The organism is Alloyangia pacifica (assembly GCF_020524285.1).
In the GTDB taxonomy this organism is placed as follows: domain Bacteria; phylum Pseudomonadota; class Alphaproteobacteria; order Rhodobacterales; family Rhodobacteraceae; genus Salipiger; species Salipiger pacificus_B.
In genome coordinates, this window is sequence record NZ_JAIVKX010000004.1 from 175,001 (window position 1) to 191,126 (window position 16,126).

At 69.0% G+C, this 16,126-nt stretch carries 16 protein-coding genes; 6 read left to right on the forward strand and 10 right to left on the reverse strand.

The window, feature by feature from the left end:
- Window positions 1-151: 151 nt before the first annotated feature.
- Genes arsJ through LC039_RS07215 form a run of 3 tightly spaced genes read right to left on the reverse strand, consistent with a single transcriptional unit; the run spans window position 152 to window position 3,323 of the window.
- The gene (gene arsJ / locus LC039_RS07205) at window positions 152-1,429 is read right to left on the reverse strand and encodes an organoarsenical effux MFS transporter ArsJ (protein WP_226622689.1); all 1,278 of its coding nucleotides are present in this window, start codon (window positions 1,427-1,429) and stop codon (window positions 152-154) included.
- The gene (locus LC039_RS07210) at window positions 1,426-2,424 is read right to left on the reverse strand and encodes an ArsJ-associated glyceraldehyde-3-phosphate dehydrogenase (protein ID WP_226622695.1); all 999 of its coding nucleotides are present in this window, start codon (window positions 2,422-2,424) and stop codon (window positions 1,426-1,428) included. The genes arsJ and LC039_RS07210 overlap by 4 nt, the downstream gene beginning before the upstream one ends.
- Window positions 2,421-3,323 carry a helix-turn-helix domain-containing protein gene (locus LC039_RS07215; protein ID WP_226622697.1) on the reverse strand — a complete coding sequence of 301 codons (903 nt, stop codon included), beginning with the start codon at window positions 3,321-3,323 and terminating at the stop codon, window positions 2,421-2,423. The genes LC039_RS07210 and LC039_RS07215 overlap by 4 nt, the downstream gene beginning before the upstream one ends.
- Before the next feature lie 179 nt (window positions 3,324-3,502).
- Between LC039_RS07215 and LC039_RS07220 the strand changes: the two genes are divergently transcribed.
- Window positions 3,503-4,024, forward strand: coding sequence for a PadR family transcriptional regulator (locus LC039_RS07220; protein ID WP_226622699.1), 522 nt, complete (start codon window positions 3,503-3,505; stop codon window positions 4,022-4,024).
- Window positions 4,025-4,039: 15 nt separating this feature from the next.
- Entirely contained in the window at window positions 4,040-4,786 is a 747-nt protein-coding gene (locus LC039_RS07225; protein ID WP_226622700.1) for a siderophore-interacting protein, read from the forward strand.
- 79 nt (window positions 4,787-4,865) lie between these two features.
- Here the strand turns inward: LC039_RS07225 and LC039_RS07230 are convergent, their stop codons facing one another.
- From LC039_RS07230 to LC039_RS07245, 4 genes are all read right to left on the reverse strand, one after another.
- The gene (locus LC039_RS07230; RefSeq protein WP_226622702.1) at window positions 4,866-5,042 is read right to left on the reverse strand and encodes a hypothetical protein; all 177 of its coding nucleotides are present in this window, start codon (window positions 5,040-5,042) and stop codon (window positions 4,866-4,868) included.
- 200 nt (window positions 5,043-5,242) lie between these two features.
- Window positions 5,243-6,781, reverse strand: coding sequence for a tripartite tricarboxylate transporter permease (locus LC039_RS07235; RefSeq protein WP_226622704.1), 1,539 nt, complete (start codon window positions 6,779-6,781; stop codon window positions 5,243-5,245).
- Window positions 6,782-6,794: 13 nt separating this feature from the next.
- On the reverse strand, window positions 6,795-7,226 hold the full coding sequence (locus tag LC039_RS07240) for a tripartite tricarboxylate transporter TctB family protein (RefSeq protein ID WP_226622706.1): 432 nt from the start codon (window positions 7,224-7,226) through the stop codon (window positions 6,795-6,797).
- An 89-nt stretch (window positions 7,227-7,315) separates the two neighbouring features.
- Window positions 7,316-8,305, reverse strand: coding sequence for a Bug family tripartite tricarboxylate transporter substrate binding protein (locus LC039_RS07245; protein ID WP_226622707.1), 990 nt, complete (start codon window positions 8,303-8,305; stop codon window positions 7,316-7,318).
- A gap of 195 nt (window positions 8,306-8,500) precedes the next feature.
- Between LC039_RS07245 and LC039_RS07250 the strand changes: the two genes are divergently transcribed.
- The 4 genes from LC039_RS07250 to LC039_RS07265 all read left to right on the forward strand — a co-directional run bounded on the left by LC039_RS07250 (window position 8,501) and on the right by LC039_RS07265 (window position 11,895).
- Complete coding sequence (locus LC039_RS07250) at window positions 8,501-9,172, forward strand: response regulator transcription factor (protein ID WP_226622709.1); 672 nt, start codon at window positions 8,501-8,503, stop codon at window positions 9,170-9,172.
- A complete protein-coding gene (locus LC039_RS07255) occupies window positions 9,165-10,580 on the forward strand; it encodes a sensor histidine kinase (RefSeq protein ID WP_226622711.1) in 1,416 nt (471 codons plus the stop codon). The genes LC039_RS07250 and LC039_RS07255 overlap by 8 nt, the downstream gene beginning before the upstream one ends.
- Window positions 10,577-11,644, forward strand: a complete 1,068-nt coding sequence (locus tag LC039_RS07260) for an ABC transporter substrate-binding protein (protein WP_226622712.1) — start codon at window positions 10,577-10,579, stop codon at window positions 11,642-11,644. The genes LC039_RS07255 and LC039_RS07260 overlap by 4 nt, the downstream gene beginning before the upstream one ends.
- Window positions 11,645-11,727: 83 nt before the next feature.
- Window positions 11,728-11,895, forward strand: a complete 168-nt coding sequence (locus LC039_RS07265) for a hypothetical protein (protein WP_226622714.1) — start codon at window positions 11,728-11,730, stop codon at window positions 11,893-11,895.
- A gap of 236 nt (window positions 11,896-12,131) precedes the next feature.
- On the opposite strand, the gene LC039_RS07270 is transcribed toward LC039_RS07265, so the two are convergent.
- From LC039_RS07270 to argE, 3 genes are all read right to left on the reverse strand, one after another.
- Entirely contained in the window at window positions 12,132-13,295 is a 1,164-nt protein-coding gene (locus LC039_RS07270) for a M20 aminoacylase family protein (protein WP_226622715.1), read from the reverse strand.
- Window positions 13,296-13,613: 318 nt separating this feature from the next.
- Window positions 13,614-14,963: an NAD(P)/FAD-dependent oxidoreductase gene (locus tag LC039_RS07275; protein WP_226622716.1), complete on the reverse strand. Its 1,350-nt coding sequence runs from the start codon at window positions 14,961-14,963 to the stop codon at window positions 13,614-13,616.
- Complete coding sequence (gene argE, locus LC039_RS07280) at window positions 14,960-16,126, reverse strand: acetylornithine deacetylase (RefSeq protein ID WP_226623206.1); 1,167 nt, start codon at window positions 16,124-16,126, stop codon at window positions 14,960-14,962. Before argE ends, LC039_RS07275 begins: the two co-directional genes overlap by 4 nt.

The window sequence follows — 16,126 nt, forward strand, 5'->3', positions numbered from 1 at the left end:
GCGCCGGGCCGCGCCCGACCCTCCCCCCGGAAGGGCGCTCTGGCGATATCGCGCCCCGCACCGTTTTCTTGCGGGGTGACGCGATAAAGTGCCTTTTGCCCCCGCTGCGAAGCGCCCACCCAAGGGTCGGGCGCGGCCCTCAGCACGCGGCTCAGGCCGCCGCCTCCTGCACCTCGGCGCTCAGCCGTCCCGAGAGCAGCGCCGCCAGCGCCACCATTGCGGCAGCCGTGCCCAGCACCAGCGGCAAGCCTCCGAGCTGGTAGGTCAGCCCGGACAGCAGCGTGCCGATCAGCCGCCCGGCGGCGTTGGCCATGTAGTAGAAGCCGACGTCCATGGTCACCCGCTCGGACTTGGTGAAAGCGAGGATCAGGTAGGAATGCAGCGAGGAGTTCACAGCGAAGATCGCCCCGAACACCAGAAGCCCGATCACCAGCACCCCCGTCAACCATGCCTGCGGTGTCGGCGAGAGCAGCACCGCCACGGTCAGCACCGCCGGCACCACGAAGAGCGCCGCGGCCCAGCCGCGCGCGGCATGGATCAACGCGCCCTCGGGACGCGCCTTGGCGCGCAGGATGCGCGGCGCCGCCGCCTGCACCGCGCCATAGAGTATGATCCAGACCGCCATGAAGGTGCCGATCATGAAGAAGGCGGCGCGGTTGCCCGCTTCGCTTCCGTCCGAGAGCACGGCGTAAAAGTAGATGGGGATGCCCACCACGAACCACACGTCCCGCGCGCCGAACAGGAACACCCGCGCCGCGGACAGCCAGTTGACGTTGGCCGACTTCGAGAAGACCTCGGAGAATTTCGCCCCCTTGCGTCCCTTCGGCAGCCCCGCAGGCATGAAGAGCGCCACGGCGATCAGGATCACCGCCAGCACCAGCGCCATCGCCAGCACCGCCCATGTGAACCCGAGCGTCGCCAACAGCGCCGCGCCGAGCAGGAAGCCGAGCCCCTTCACCGCGTTCTTCGACCCGGTCAGCAGCGCCACCCAGCGAAACAGCCCGCCGCCCTCGGAGGGCGCCAATAGCTTCACCGCCGACTTCGAGGACATCTTCGCGAGGTCCTTGGCCACGCCCGAGGCGCCCTGCACGCACATCACGAAGGCCACCGAGGCGGCAATGCTCCACGCCGGATCGAGCTGCGTCAGCGCCAGCAGCGCCACCACCTGCAACGACAGCCCGGCGTAGAGCGTCGAGGTCAGCCCGAAGCGCGCCGCGATCCAGCCCGCCGAGAGGTTGGTGACCATCCCCGCGATCTCGTAGAGCACGAAGAGATATGCCAGTTGCACTGGCGAGAAGCCGAGGCTGTGGAAATGCAGCAGCACCAGCATGCGCAGCGCGCCGTCGGTGAGCATGAAGGCCCAGTAGGCCACCGTCACCGCGACATAGGCCGAGAGCCCCTCGGGCCGGTCCGGGGCCTGCGCGCTCACAGCCGCCCCCCGACCATCAGCGCCACGTCCACCAGCCGGTGCGCGTAGCCCATCTCGTTGTCGTACCAGGCGTAGACCTTCAGCTGCGTGCCATTCACCACCATGGTCGAGGGCGCGTCGATGATCGAGCTGCGCGTGTCGTTGGTGTAGTCGGACGAGACCAGCGGGCGTTCCTCGTAGCCGAGAATGCCCTTGAGCGCGCCCTTGGAGGCTGCCTCGAAGAGCGCGTTGACCTCCTCGGCGCTGGTCGCCCGCTCGAGTTCGAAGACACAGTCGGTCAGCGAGGCATTGAGCAGCGGCACGCGCACCGCATGGCCGTTCAGGCGCCCCTTCAGCTCGGGGTAGATCAGCGTAATCGCCGAGGCCGAGCCGGTGGTGGTGGGGATCAGCGAGTTCAGCGCCGAGCGGGCGCGGCGCAGATCCTTGGCGGGGCGGTCGACGATGGTCTGCGTGTTGGTCACGTCGTGGATTGTCGTTATCGACCCGTGCCTTATGCCAAGGTTCTCATGGATCACCTTGACCACCGGCGCGAGGCAGTTGGTGGTGCAGGACGCCGCCGTGACGATGTTGTGCCGGGCGGGATCGTAGGTGCCGTCGTTGACGCCGTAGACGATGTTGGCCGTCGCCCCGTCCTTGACCGGGGCCGAGACCACCACCTTCTTCACCCCCGCCGCAAAATAGGGGGCGAGCGCCGCCTCGGACTTGAAGACGCCGGTGCAGTCGATCACCACGTCGACGCCCTCGAGCGGCAGCGCCGACAGATCACGGGTGCCGATGAACGGCAACCGGGTGCCGTCCACGGTGACGCTCTCATGGTCGTGCTGGAACTCCGCGTCCCAGCGTCCGTGCACCGTGTCGAACTCCAGCAGGTGCGCATGCATCGCCGGATCGCCCACGGCATCGTTGATCCAGGCGATCTCGGCGCCCTTCTCGAGCAGCGGCTTCAGGGCGAGCTTTCCGATGCGGCCGAGGCCGTTCAAAGCGTAGGTGGTCATGTGGTCTCTTTCGGGGTGGTCTTGGTCAGGGAGGTCTTGGTCGGGGAGGTTTCGGGGGTGTCGAATTGCGCGATTTCGTCCACCGCCGCCTGCAAGGAGATGCGGTCCAGCTGCGCAATGGGCAGCGCGGCAAAAGCCTCGATCCGGTGCTTGAGCGCGCCGTAGGCCTGCTGGAAGGCGAGCATCTTCTCGGCCTCGGTGCCGGTGGCCTTCACCGGGTCGGGCATGCCCCAGTGACCGGAGATCGGCTGACCGTCCCAGGCCGGACATTCCTCGTTGGCCGCCTGGTTGCAGACGGTGAAGACGAAATCGAGATTGGGCGCGCCCTCACCGGAGAATTCCGAGACGTTCTTGGCGCGCAGCGGCGCGATGTCATGGCCCTTCTGGCGCAGCAGTTCAACCGCGATCGGGTTCAGTTCCGAGCTGGGCTTGGTCCCCGCCGAATAGGCATTGAACCTCTCGCCGGCGATCTCGCGCAGCAGCGTTTCGGCAAAGATCGACCGGGCGGAATTGCCGGTGCAGATGAACAGGACGTTGTACTTGCGGCCTTGATCTTGGGGAGTCATCGCGGCGGTTCCTTCTGTTGCGAAGAACGGGCTCGGGGAGCAGATCTCGGGGCGCCCGCGACAGCAATCGCGCAGCAGGTAGTCGAAGGTGTCCTGCACCTGTTTCATGTCGACCGCGTAAAGCAGCGAGGTGCCCGCGCGTTCCTGGGTGACCAGCCCGGCGCGCATCAGCGCGGCGAGATAGGTCGAGAGCGTGCTGGCCTTCACCTCCAGCACTTCGGCGATCTCGCCGGCCGGCAGGCGGTCGGGATAGCGGCGCATGAGCAGCCGGAACAGCGCCAGCCGCTGCGGGTGGCCGAGGGTCATGAGGCGGTCGGGAATCTCTTTTTCCATATTTCATGAATATGTGAATTATCTGGATTCGGGAAGTGACGGTTTCATGACGGGCGTCGGCGCAGGGCTGTTCTCTCGGCTCACGGCCGCGTGACGTCGGGGCCTCTTGCGTATTTCCCGATATATCTTATCTTCCGATATATCGAAAATGATCCCGAATGACGGGCACGAGACGGTAGATGCGACAGGACAAGGACGGACATCGCGGCGGCAGGCGGCACAAGCGCCTCTTCGAATACGGCGAGCTGCGCCTGCTCATCCTGTCGATGATCGCCGAGCAGCCGCGCCACGGCTACGAGCTGATCAAGGCCATCGAGGAACGGTCGGGCGGCGCCTATACGCCCAGCCCCGGCGTCATCTACCCCACCCTGTCGTGGCTGGAAGACATGGGCTACGCCCGGGTCGAGCCCGACGAAAGCGGCCGAAAGCGCGCCCGGCCGACCCCCGAGGGCAGCGCCTTTCTGCAGGCCAACCGCGCCGCCGCCGACGATCTTCTGACCCGCAAGCCCCCGGCCTGGCACCGGGGCAATGCGCCGAAGGAAATCGTCGCCGCCATGGACGAGATCAAACTGGCCCTGCGCCGCCGGATGGCGGCGGAGGGCGCCGACGACACGCTCATCGCCACGCTTGCCGCGCAGCTACGAGACACCGCCCGGGACATCGCAGGCGACACGCCCGATGCGCCCTCCGAAGACAGCTGATTGCAAGGACTTCCCATGGAAAGCGTCATCACACGACACAAACACGAGCTGAAGCGCCGCACCCTGACGGTGCGCGAGACCGAACGGCTCACCCCGCACATGATCCGCATCACCCTCGAGGACGAGTCGCTCGCCGATTTCGCCAGCCTCGGCGCGGATGACCACGTGAAGCTCTTCCTCGACACCGGGGCCGAGGCGCCGGTGGCCCGCGAGTACACGCCCCGCGCCTTCGATCCCGAGGCGCGCACGCTGGTGCTCGACTTCGCCATCCACCAGGCCGGCCCCGCCACCGCATGGGCCGAAGCCGCCGCACCCGGCGACACGCTCAACATCGGCGGGCCGCGCGGCTCGGCGGTGATCGCGCCGGTCTTCGACTGGTACTTGCTGATCGGCGACGAGACCGCCCTGCCCGCCATCGGCCGCCGGGTCGAGGAGCTGCCCGAAGGCATCAAGGCGATCACCCTCGCCGCCGTGCCCGGGCCGGACGACGAGCAGCGCTTCGACAGCGCCGCGACGCAGCAGGCCCACTGGCTGCACCGCCCGGTGTCGCAGGCGCATGAGGCGGAGGCGCTGCTCGAAGCAACCCGCGCGCTCACCCTCCCCGAGGGCAATGGCTTTGTCTGGATCGCCGCCGAGGCGCAGGTCGCCCGCGCGCTGAAGCAGCATTTCCTGACCGAGCGGGGCCACCCGGCGCATTGGCTCAAGGCCGCGGGCTATTGGGTGAAGGGCGACGCGGGCAGCAGCGACAAGGCTCTGGACTGAGCGTTCCCCACCCTATGTGAAAAAGTGAAAGGCCGGGCAGCAGCATGCGCCCGGCCTTTGTGTGTCTGAGGATCAGGGGTCAGGGCTTGGCGTAGCGCGCCGCGAATCCCGGCAGGTTCACCCGCGCCCGGGCCCCGCCAGAGGGCGGCGTGCGGCGCTCCTCCTTACGGGTGACGATCCCCGCGAACAGGATCAGCGCGATCACCGGAGACATGATGAGAAGGCCAATGGCCAAGCCAACCAGAAAAAGATGCATGATAGTTCCTCCCTAGGAATCAACGCTATCACGGATCCGTGGCGACACAATGCCGCATTTTCATTTTCAACACCGCCTTCGCAGCGGCAGCATTCGGCGCTGCGCCGCGGCATTCCACGCGCGCCCTGCAGAAACGGAAAACGCCGGCCCGCAGAGGCGGGCCGGCGCGAGGCTGGCAGGCTGTCTTCGGGAAGGCGCGATCAGTCGCTGATCGAGCCTTCCTCGTCGCCGCGCTCGTGCATCTTTGAGCGGACCATGCGGCCGACGATCAGCGGCATGATGAAGCCGATGGCCGCGATGCTCCAAAGCGCGATGGACAGCGGGCTGTCGATCAGGGTGAACCAGTCGCCGTTGTCGATGGTGATCGCACGGCGCAGGTTGTTCTCCATCGTGTTGCCGAGCAGCGTGCCGAGGATGATCGGCACCAGCGGCACGTCGAGCTTGCGCAGCACCCAGCCCATCACACCAAAGCCGATCATGATCAGCAGGTCGAAGCTCGAGCCCGAGATGCCGTAGATGCCGACGAAGCTGACCATCGCCACGATCGGCATGAGGATGCGCGGCGGCACCATCAGCACGCGGGTGAAGATGCCCACCATCGGGATGTTCAGCGCCAGCAGCATGATGTTGGCGATGAACAGCGCGGCGATCAGGCCCCAGACCACGTCGGGGTTCTGCGCGAAGAGCAGCGGGCCGGGGGTGATGTTGAGCGACAGCAGCACCGCCAGCAGCACCGCCGTGGTGCCCGAGCCCGGCACGCCGAGCGCCAGCATCGGCACGAGCGCGCCGCCGGCGGCGGCGTTGTTGCCCGCCTCGGGGGCGGCCACGCCGCGCGGATCACCGGTGCCGAAGGTGCCTTCCTTGTCCACCAGGCGCTTTTCCATCGAGTAGGAGATGAACGAGCCCAGCGACGCCCCCGCCCCCGGCAGAACGCCGGCGATGAAGCCAAGCACCGAGGTGCGCAGCATGGTCGGGGTACAGGCCTTCAGCATCGACAGCGGCGGCGTGAGACGGCCGACCTTCAATTCGCGCGAGCTGGCATCCGAGCCGCCGTGACGGTGCTCGAGGAATATGAACACCTCGGACAGGGCGAACAGGCCGACGATGGCGACGAGGAAGTCGAGCCCGTCGTAGAGGTGCACCTCGCCGAAGGTGAAGCGCGGCACGCCGGTCTGGGTGTCGACGCCGATCATCGCGAGGCCGAGGCCGAGCATGGCGGCGAAGGCCGATTTCGCCTGGTTGGTCGAGGAGACCCCGCCCAGCGTCGCGAAGGCCAGCGCGAAGAGCGCGAAATATTCCGCCGGTCCGAACAGCAGCGCGATCTTCACCAGCTGCGGGGCCAGCAGGATCAGCCCCCAGGTGGCGATGAAGGCGCCGACGAAGGAGGCGATGCCCGAGAGCGAAAGCGCCTCGCCGGCCATGCCCTTCTTGGCCATCGGGTGGCCATCGAGCACGGTCATCATGGCCGGCTCGTCGCCGGGAATGCCGAGCAGGATCGAGCTGATCCGCCCGCCGTACATGGCGCCGTAGTAGACCGAGGTCAGCAGGATCAGCGACGGCGTCGGCCCGAGCCCGAGGGTGAAGGCGAGCGGGATGAGGATGGCCACGCCGTTCGACGGGCCGAGGCCCGGCAGCGCGCCCATGATGGTGCCCAGAAAGCAGCCCAGCAGCGCGAGGCCGAGGTTCTGCAGGGTGAAGGCAACGGCAAAACCGTCGCCGAGGTTGGCAAGAACGTCCATGGCGGCCTTCTCCTCAGAAACCGAGCGGGCCGCGGGCCAGCGACAGCCCCAGCACGAGATGGAAGATCACGTAGATTCCGACCGAGGTCAGCACGCCGATCAGCAGCGACGCCAGCACCGGGCTGCCGAGGCGCCAGGTCAGGTAGGCCGCGGCGACGGCGGTGGCGATGACGAAGCCGACGACGGGCAGGAACTCGGCGTAGAGGATCATCACGACGACCGCGGCGAGGATCTCGACGAGCCGGGCCAGCGAGGGCCACTCGGGCTCGGCATCGGGCTTGAGCGCGATGAAGATGGACGACAGGCCGAGGATGGCAGCGATGATCAGCGGGAAGGCCTTGGGTCCGACCTCGTCAGAGAGGAAGCTTTCCTCGATCTGCAGAGCGGCCCACGCGAAGAAGATGGCGAGCGCCAGCCCGAAGAGGCCGAAGATGCGGTCACTCATGGTGTCCCCCGTAATTTGCGTGAAGGTAGGAAATTGTCCGGCGGGCCCCCGGAGTGACAGGGGCCCGCCGTGCAATGCGTGGGATCAGGTCACTTGATGATGCCGATCTCGCGCGAGATATCCTGGATCTCGCTCACGCTGTTCTGCACGAACTGCTCGAAGTCCGCGCCCTGCAGGTCGAGCGGCGCCAGACCGTTGTTGGCCATGATCTCCTTCCACTCGTCCGAGGCGTAGAGCTCGCCGATCTTCGACACCCAGGCGTCATAGGCCGCATCGCTCATGCCTGCCGGAGCATAGAAACCGCGCCAGTTGGCGCCGATGGCGTCGACACCCTGCTCCTTGGCGGTCGGAAAGTCGGCGAAATCGCCTTCCAGGCGCTCGGGAGCGAGCACGGCGATCACCTTGATGTCGCCGGAGTCGACGAAGCCCTTGGCTTCCGACGCGTCGCCGGTGAAGGCCTGAACCGAACCGGCGAGAAGCTGGGTCACCGCCTCGCCGCCGCCGTCAAAGGCCACGTATTTGACCTTGCGCACGTCCTCGACGCCGTAGGCCGAAGCTGCGATCAGAACCTTCAGGTGGTCCCAGCCGCCCACGGCCGAGCCGCCGGCCACGGAGACCGAGCGCGGGTCCGCCTTGATCATGTCCAGAAGCTCGGGGAGCGTCTCGATCTCGCTGTCCGCGGACACCGCGATCACGCCGTAGTCGGCCCCGATCGAGGCCAGCCAGCGCACCTGGTCGGTGGTGTTGCCCGGGTAGGCGCCCTGCGCCAGGCGGGTCGCGGTGGCCGAGCTGGCCGCGACGATCAGGTCGTTGTCGTCGGAGCGCTTGTTGACCACCTCTGCAAAGGCCACGCCGCCGCCGCCGCCGGCAACGTTGACGACCTGCATGGTCTTGTCGATCAGCCCGAGCCCCTGCAGCTCCTTGCCGACCTGCCGGCAGGTGAAGTCCCAGCCGCCGCCGGGGTTGGCGGGCGCGATGCACTCGGGGTTCTCGGGGGTGTAGTCCTGGGCCTGCGCGGCAAGAGCCGAGACGCCGAGAACGGTCGCGGCGACGAGGCCGCGGGTTGCAGTGATAAACATGGTATCCTCCTCATGGTCGGCCACCGAACCGATACGCGCCGGCGCCGTCGTCTCCCCGCGGAACCCGACTGCGCTTTGCAGCCTCCCCGGTTGCGGGTTAAGACGTGTCTCTAAGCCACGAAGCTGTCGCGAACCTGTCAGAGACCTGTTAGCGCAAGCGAACGTTTCGTCAGCCAGGGAAAAGGTACGAGTGCCATGCGGGTCCTGATGGTCGAGGATGCCAGCGATCTTGCCGAGGGCGTCAGCGCGCGGCTGGCGCAGTCGGGCATCGTCTGCGATGTCGCCGATAGCCTCGAGGCGGCGAGCGATTTCCTCGCGGTGCAGGGCTATGACGCCATCGTGCTCGACATCAACCTGCCCGACGGCTCCGGCCTGCGGTTCCTGCGCGAGTTGCGCGCCTCGGGCGCGCGCACCCCGGTGCTCATGCTCACCGCGCTGGTCTCGGTGGACGACCGGGTGAGCGCGCTCGACCTCGGCGCCGACGACTATCTCGGCAAGCCCTTCGACCAGCGCGAGCTGGAAGCCCGGCTGCGCGCGCTGATCCGCCGCGAGGCCGAGCAGAAGGGCGCCGAGACTGTGCTCGGCCCGCTCGCCTTCTCCCCCGCCGGGCAGAGCGCCACGCTGGACGGCAAGCGGCTCGAGCTGACCGCGCGCGAGGCGGCGCTGCTCGGCGTGCTGCTGCGCCACCAGGGCCAGTACCTGAGCAAGGGACGACTCTACGATTCGCTCTACGGCTTCGGCGATGCCGATGTCGGGGTGAACGCCATCGAGCTCTACGTCGCGCGGCTGCGCAAGAAGCTCGCGGGCAGCGGTGTGAGTATCGCCACCCAGCGCGGCATCGGCTACCGGATCGGCCTCGATGGCTGACCCCGCGCCGCCGCCATCCGCCCTGCCCCCCAGCCTTGCCACGCGGGTTCTCAAGGCGGTGCTGCTGATCCTGCTTGCGGGCGCGCTGCTGGTGGCCGGCGCAACGCTCTACAACGGCCGGCTCGCGGCCCGGCAATCCTACGACCGGATCCTGCTGGGCGCGGCGCAGGACATCGCCGCCTCGATCCGCATCCAGTCCGGACGGCCCCTTGTCGACATGCCGGTCTCGGCCTTCGAGCTGCTCGCCCAGGCCCCCGAGGACCGCATCCACTACGCGGTGCGCGGCCCCGGTGGCACGCTGATCACCGGGCTCGACGAGCGCGATATCGCCCCCCCGGCGCGCGGTGGCGGCGGCGGGCCGGAGTTCTTCGACGACCGGCTCAATGGCGAGCCGGCGCGCTTCGTGCGGGTGACCCGCCGCTTCGCCGAGCGCGACTTCTCGGGCGGCATTTCGATCACCGTCGGCCAGACGCTGCGGGCGCGGCAGGCCATGGCGCTCGGCCTCACCCGCGACACGCTGCTGCCGATGCTGCTGGCCGGGCTGGCGCTTCTGGCGATGTCCTGGGTGGTGACCCGCTCGGCGCTGCGCCCGCTCGAGGCGCTCTCGGAAGACCTCGCGCAGCGCGACCCCTACGATCTGACCCCGGTGCCGACCGAGGGGCTGCCGCGCGAGCTGACGGTGATGCTGGGGGCGATGAACCGCTTCATGGGGCGGCTCGACCGCCAGATGGAGGGCATGCGCCACCTGATCTCCGACGCCGCCCACCAACTGCGCACGCCCGTGGCCGCCATCCGCGTACAGGCCGAGGCGATGCAGGACCAGCCCGACGACACCCTACGCGCGCGGTCTCTGGCGCGGCTGCTGGCCCGCACCCGCTCGCTCGGCGCGCTGCTCGACCAGCTCCTGTCGCGCGCCCTCGTCAGCCACCGCGGCGAAAGCGCGCCGCGCGCGCCGCTCGACCTGCGCGAGGTGGCGCTGGAGGTGGTCGAGCGCGGCGACCACGAGCTGCTCGCCCCCGAGGCAGAGCTGCGGCTGGAGATCGGCGAGGACCCGGTCATGGTCCGCGCCGATGCCTTCTCGGTCGGCGAGGCGGCGAAGAACCTGCTGGTCAACGCGCTGAAGCACGGCGCCCCGCCCATCGCCATCGGCGCCGAGCGGCGCGGCACCGAAGCGGCACTCTGGGTGAGGGATGCCGGCCCCGGCCCCGCCCCCGGGATCGCCGCGCGCCTCGGCCAGCGCTTCGAGCGCAGCGCCGCCTCGCGCGAGGACAGCGCCGGGCTCGGCCTCGCCATCGTCGCCTCGGTCGCCGCGGCCTTCGGCGGGCGCGTCGCGCTGGAATACCCCGAAGGCGGCTTCCGCATCGCGCTGCTGCTGCCCGCCGCCCCGCAGGAGGACGCGCCCGAATGACCCTCCGTCAGCTCTGCACTTGGCTTAGCGCCCTGCTCTGCGTCCTGCTCCTCGCCATGATGTTCACCCTGCCCCGCCCCGCCGCGGCGCAGGAGCGCGTGGAGACCTTTGGCGCGGGCGCCACCCGGCTGATCCTGCGTTCGACCACCGATATCGACATCATCGAGCCGGTCATCGCGCGCTTCGCCGCGCTGAACCCCGATCTCTCGGTGCTCTACGAGCAATGGGGCTCGAACAACCTCTACAACAACAGCCGCGCCGCCTGCGCCGGACGCGCCGCCCCCGCCGACGCGGTCCTCTCCTCGGGTGCGCACCAGATGGTGGCGCTGGTCAATGCCGCCTGCGCCCACCCCTACCACTCCCCCGCCACCGCCGCGCTGCCCGACCAGCGGCGCTGGCGCGACGAGCTCTGGGGCATCACCGAGGAGCCGGCAGTCATCATCTACAACACCGAGGCGCTCGCCGCCGAGGATGTGCCGCGCACCCGCTTCGCCCTGCTCGACCTGATGCGCAAGAAACCCGAGCTGCTGCGCAGCCGCATCGCCACCTACGACATCGAGGACTCGGGGCTCGGCTATCTCTTCGCCCATGCCGACAGCCTCGAGGCCACCACCTTCGGCGCCATGCTCGAAGCCTTCTCGCGGGTCGGGGCGATCGCCACCTGCTGCTCGCTGACGATCATCGAGGGCGTCTCCGAGGGGCGCTACCACATCGCCTACAACGTGCTCGGCTCCTACGCCGAGGCCCGCGCCGCGCCCAATGTCGGGATCATCCTGCCCGAGGATTACACGCTGATGATGTCGCGCAGCCTCATGATCCCGCGCAACGCCCCGCACGCCGAGGCCGCGCAGCGGCTGCTCGACTTCCTGCTCTCGCCCGAAGCGCAGGGTCAGTTGGCCGAGCTCGGCCTGATCGCCGCCACCGACCCGGCCGAAACCAGCCTGCTGCCGAGCGCCCGGCGGCTGATCCCGCTCTCGCCGCCGCTGCTGCTGGCGCTCGACCGCAGCACCCGCGAACGGCTGTTCCGGCTCTGGGACGAGGCCTTCTCGCCGGACGCGGGCTGATGCCCTACATGCGCTTGCAATCCCGCGCGGCGCTTGCAATCCCCCGGGCTCTGGGGCTTCATCAAGGAAACGAGGACCGCGCCATGATGCGACTTGCCACCCTCGGCGCCGTGCTGCTTGGCCTGGCGGCCTGCGCCGCGCCACCACCACCGACCGAGGCCGAGGTGCTCACCGTCGCCTGCTCGGCGGGCATAAACGAGGCCTGCGGCTATCTCTCCCGCGGCATGTCGGTCTCCGGCCGGCCGCTCTGAGAGGTGCCGGACGCGCGGCAGGACCGCGCCTCCGAATTCGTCTAGGCAGAAATATCCCGGGGGAGTCCGCGCAGCGGACGGGAGCAGAGCCCCCTGCAACCTTGGCCGCAGGTCGTTCCCGCGCGGCAGGCAGAGCCCCTATCACCCTCGGGCGCACGCCGTCGGCGCGCGGAGGACAAGGCCCTTCGCTGCGCCGGACATTGCACGGGGCGGCCTGCGCCGCCCCGCATCGCTCCTCAGGCCGCCGGCATGCGCCGTTCGATGATCTCGGCCCACCACGAGCAGCCCGCCGGGATGGCCTCGTCGTTGAAGTTGTACTGCGGGTGGTGCACCGCCGCCGTGTCGCCGTTGCCGACGAGAATATAAGCGCCGGGGCGCTCCTCGAGCATGAAGGCGAAGTCTTCGCCGCCCATGACCAGCGGCGCGTCGGCGCAATCGCCCGAGACCGCGCGGGCCACGTCGGCGGCGAACTCGGTCTGCTCCTCGGAGTTCACCATCACCGGGTAGTTGCGGGTGTAGTCCACCGTGGCGACGCAGCCGAGCGCCGCCGCCATGCCGGTGCAGATCTCGGAAATGCGGGACTCGGCGAGGTCGCGGTTCTCGGGCGCCAGCGTGCGCACGGTGCCGCGCATCGTGACCCGCTGCGGGATCACGTTGAACGCCTTGGAGGAGGTCTCGAAGCTGGTCACCGAGACCACGATCTGCGTCACCGGGTCGGCGTTGCGCGCGGCGATGGTCTGCAGCGCCGTGACGATCTGCGCCGAGGCGACGGTGGGGTCGATGGTCTCATGCGGCTTGGCGGCGTGCCCGCCGCGGCCCTCGATAGTCACCTCGAAAACGTCGGTGGCGGCGAAGAAGGCGCCGGGACGAATGGCAAACTGGCCGACCGGCACGCCGGGCCAATTGTGCATGCCGTAGACCTCCTGGATGTTCCAACGCGCCATCATGCCGTCGTCGCACATCTCCTTGCCGCCGCCGCCGCCCTCCTCGGCGGGCTGGAAGATCACCACGGTGGTGCCGTCGAAGTTGCGGGTCTCGGCGAGATACTTGGCGGCGCCGAGCAGCATGGCGGTGTGGCCGTCATGTCCGCAGGCGTGCATCGCCCCGGGCGTCTTCGAGGCATAGTCGAGCCCGGTGTCCTCGAGAATCGGCAGCGCGTCCATATCGGCGCGCAGGCCGATCACCTTGCCCGAGGCATCGGTCTTGCCCTTGATCACGCCGACGACGCCGGTGCGGCCGATCCCCTCGACCACCTCGTCGCAGCCGAACTCGCGCAGCTTCTCGGCCACCAGCGCCGAGGTGCGGTGGGTCTCGAAGAGGAGTTCGGGGTTCTCGTGCAGGTCGCGGCGCCAGTCGGTGATCTCGGACTGGAGCTCGGCGAAGCGGTTCTTGACGGGCATGGAAGTGCGTCCCTGTGGTTTGATCATATTTCGCGGAGAGCCTGCCACCGGCGCCGGGGCGTGGCAAGCTGCGGTGCACCCTGACCCGAGGGAAAACGCGCGACCGGCCCCTCCAAAGGGCGCAGCCCGCACCGGGCGCGCGGCTTCCCTGCGGCTGGCGCCGCACGCGTGGTCTGTGCGTTCCATGCCTGCCATGTTCAGACACCATTCAAGCGCCTCCCCGCCGGGACGGCGCCGACCATCGGGCCCGACCCGATGGTGCCACACGAGACGACCGCACGCCCGGCGGCTTCGACGTGACGCGGGAAAGGGAGCCCCTTACAGGTTCGGCCCCGGCACCAGCTTGCTGCCATCGGAAAAGCGCGACAGGCGGAAGCGCGTCAGATCGTGGCCCGGGTCCCTGCCCTGCGCCATGTCCGCGACCACCCGGCCGAACCCCGGGCCGATGCCGAAGCCATGGCCGCACATGCCCGTCGCCACGATCAGCCCCGGGATCTGCGCCACGTGATCCACCACCGGCACCACGTCGGGCATCACGTCGATCATTCCCGCCCAGCTCGCCTGCAGCGGCACGTCGCCCATCTCGGGGAAATGCTGCGCGAACTGCGCGCGGGTCGCGGCGACCTTGCCGGCGTTGGGCTCGGGCGAGAGGATGCGCATCCGCTCGAAGGGGGTCTCCTCCTCGTCGCGCCAGCTCCGCGCCGTGCCCCAGGCGTCGGGATAGCCCGCCGGGGCCTTGACCCGGAAGTGCACGTCGAAGCTGCCCTGCCGCGCCAGCGTCAGGTAGGGCCGCGCGTGGCGCACCGCATCGGGGCCGAGGAACAGCTCTGAAAAAGCCGAGGGTGCCAGCGTGTAGCCGCCATCGGCCCGCGGGCGGAAGGCCAGCACGTCGTCCACGGCGGCCTTGTTGACCAGCTGCGGCAGCGGCGCGGTGGCCATGGCGGTCGAGCGCACGGAAAGCTGCGGCAGGGTCACCCCGTGCCGCTTGAGGAAGAGTCCCGACCAGGCGCCACCCGCCAGCACCGCCTGCGCGCAGCGCACGGTCCCGGCCTCGGTCACCACGCCGGTGACCCGGCCAGCGCTGCGTTCGAGCCCGCGCACCGCGCAGCGCTCGCGCACGATGACGCCTTCCGAGGCCGCCAGCCGCGCCAGCTCCGGCACCGCGTGCCAGGGCTCGCCCTTCATGTCGGTGGGCGTGTGCAGCATGCCGACCCAGGGGCTGTCAGTGGCGCCAAGCTGTGCCTTGGTCTGCGCGGCATCCAGCAGTTCAGAGCTGACGCCGAGCGGCTTCGCCTCCTCCAGCCAGCCCGCGAAATTCTCCATCTCGGACTTGCTCTTGGCCAGGTAGCCGACGCCCACGGTGCGCGTGCCGAGCCGCCCGTCGCAAAGTCCGTCCAACTCCTGCCACAGCCGCTGCGCCTCGAGCGCCACCGGGATCTCGGCCATGTCGCGGCCCTGCACCCGGATCCAGCCCCAGTTGCGCGAGCTTTGCTCGGCGGCAATGCGGCCCTTTTCCAGCAACACCACCTTGAGCCCGGCACGGCTCGCGAAAAGCGCCGTGCAGGTGCCGATGACGCCGCCGCCGATGACAACGAGATCAGCGGCCTCGGGCAGATCACCGCCGTGCTCGGCGGGGATCACCTCGCGGAAGGGAAAGGTCACGCTCATGCCAAACGCTCCAGCAGCTTCTCCATGAAGTCCTGCCCCGCCTGCAGCTGCGAGACGGCGATCGACTCGTCCGGCTGGTGCGCGATGCCGATGTCGCCCGGCCCGCAGACCACCACGTCGTAACCGCCGTTCTGGAAGTGGCTGGCCTCGGTGCCGTAGCTGACGTGGCGCTTGGCGTTGTCGCCGGTGATCTGGCGCACCAGCTCCTCGGCGCGGTTGTCGGCGGTCGGTGCGAAGGGCGGCAGGTTGAAGGCTTCCCTGACCTCGATCCATGACTCGGGGCGCACCGCCTGCATCTGCGCGGTGAGCTCGGCGACCTTGTCCATCAGCCGGCCGGTCCAATACTCGGGATCCTCGCCCGGCACCACGCGGAAGCCGAGCGGGAACTTGCAGTCCTTGGCGGTGATGTTCTGCGCCGTACCGCCGCGGATCTGCCCGACGTGAACATTGGTGTGCGGCGGCGTGAAGAGCGCGGCCACCGGGCCCGGCTCGGCGGCGGCGCATTCGGCGTTGATCTCGTTGCACCAGTCGATCAGCTTGGCGCCCCACATGATCGCCGAGACGCCGGTCTCGAGGATCGAGCTGTGCACCTCGACGCCGTGCACATGGATCTCGAAGCTGCGCCCGCCCTTGTGGCCGGTCACCGGCTTCAGCATGGTCGGCTCGCCGACGATCACCGCGCTGGCCTTGGGCACGACGCCCTGCATCGCCGCAACCAGGTCGATCGCCCCCTCGCAGCCGATCTCCTCATCGTAGCTGAAGGCGAGCTGCAGCGGCCGTGTCACGCCGCGGTGCTTGGCCTCGACCAGCGCCCAGAGCGCCAGCGCGTCAAAGGCCTTCATGTCGGTGGAGCCGCGCCCGTAGAGCCGCCCTTCGCGCTCGGTCAGCACCCAGGGGTCGGAGCTCCATGCCTGCCCTTCCACCGGCACCACGTCGGTGTGCCCCGACAGCACGACGCCGCCCTCGACCTCGGAGCCGACATGGGCAAAGAGCGCTGCTTTCAGCTCGGGTTCGGAGGGTTTGGCGTGGCGGTGGCTCTCGATGCCGTGACTGGCGAGGTACTCTTCGGTCCAGCCGATCAGGTCGAGGTTGCTGCCGGTGCTGACGGTGGGAAAGGCAACGAGCTGCGCCAGAAGCTCGCGCGGGGTAAGCCGGGGGGTCAT

Coding starts and splice junctions, on each gene's coding strand:
- argE (WP_226623206.1), bottom strand. CDS start 16,126: ATGACCCCCCGGCTTACCCCGCGCGAGCTTCTGGCGCAGCTCGTTGCC.
- LC039_RS07270 (WP_226622715.1), bottom strand. CDS start 13,295: ATGCCCGTCAAGAACCGCTTCGCCGAGCTCCAGTCCGAGATCACCGAC.
- LC039_RS07265 (WP_226622714.1), top strand. CDS start 11,728: ATGATGCGACTTGCCACCCTCGGCGCCGTGCTGCTTGGCCTGGCGGCC.
- LC039_RS07250 (WP_226622709.1), top strand. CDS start 8,501: ATGCGGGTCCTGATGGTCGAGGATGCCAGCGATCTTGCCGAGGGCGTC.
- LC039_RS07215 (WP_226622697.1), bottom strand. CDS start 3,323: ATGGAAAAAGAGATTCCCGACCGCCTCATGACCCTCGGCCACCCGCAG.
- LC039_RS07235 (WP_226622704.1), bottom strand. CDS start 6,781: ATGGACGTTCTTGCCAACCTCGGCGACGGTTTTGCCGTTGCCTTCACC.
- LC039_RS07230 (WP_226622702.1), bottom strand. CDS start 5,042: ATGCATCTTTTTCTGGTTGGCTTGGCCATTGGCCTTCTCATCATGTCT.
- LC039_RS07255 (WP_226622711.1), top strand. CDS start 9,165: ATGGCTGACCCCGCGCCGCCGCCATCCGCCCTGCCCCCCAGCCTTGCC.
- LC039_RS07220 (WP_226622699.1), top strand. CDS start 3,503: ATGCGACAGGACAAGGACGGACATCGCGGCGGCAGGCGGCACAAGCGC.
- LC039_RS07245 (WP_226622707.1), bottom strand. CDS start 8,305: ATGTTTATCACTGCAACCCGCGGCCTCGTCGCCGCGACCGTTCTCGGC.
- LC039_RS07240 (WP_226622706.1), bottom strand. CDS start 7,226: ATGAGTGACCGCATCTTCGGCCTCTTCGGGCTGGCGCTCGCCATCTTC.
- LC039_RS07225 (WP_226622700.1), top strand. CDS start 4,040: ATGGAAAGCGTCATCACACGACACAAACACGAGCTGAAGCGCCGCACC.
- LC039_RS07210 (WP_226622695.1), bottom strand. CDS start 2,424: ATGACCACCTACGCTTTGAACGGCCTCGGCCGCATCGGAAAGCTCGCC.
- LC039_RS07275 (WP_226622716.1), bottom strand. CDS start 14,963: ATGAGCGTGACCTTTCCCTTCCGCGAGGTGATCCCCGCCGAGCACGGC.
- LC039_RS07260 (WP_226622712.1), top strand. CDS start 10,577: ATGACCCTCCGTCAGCTCTGCACTTGGCTTAGCGCCCTGCTCTGCGTC.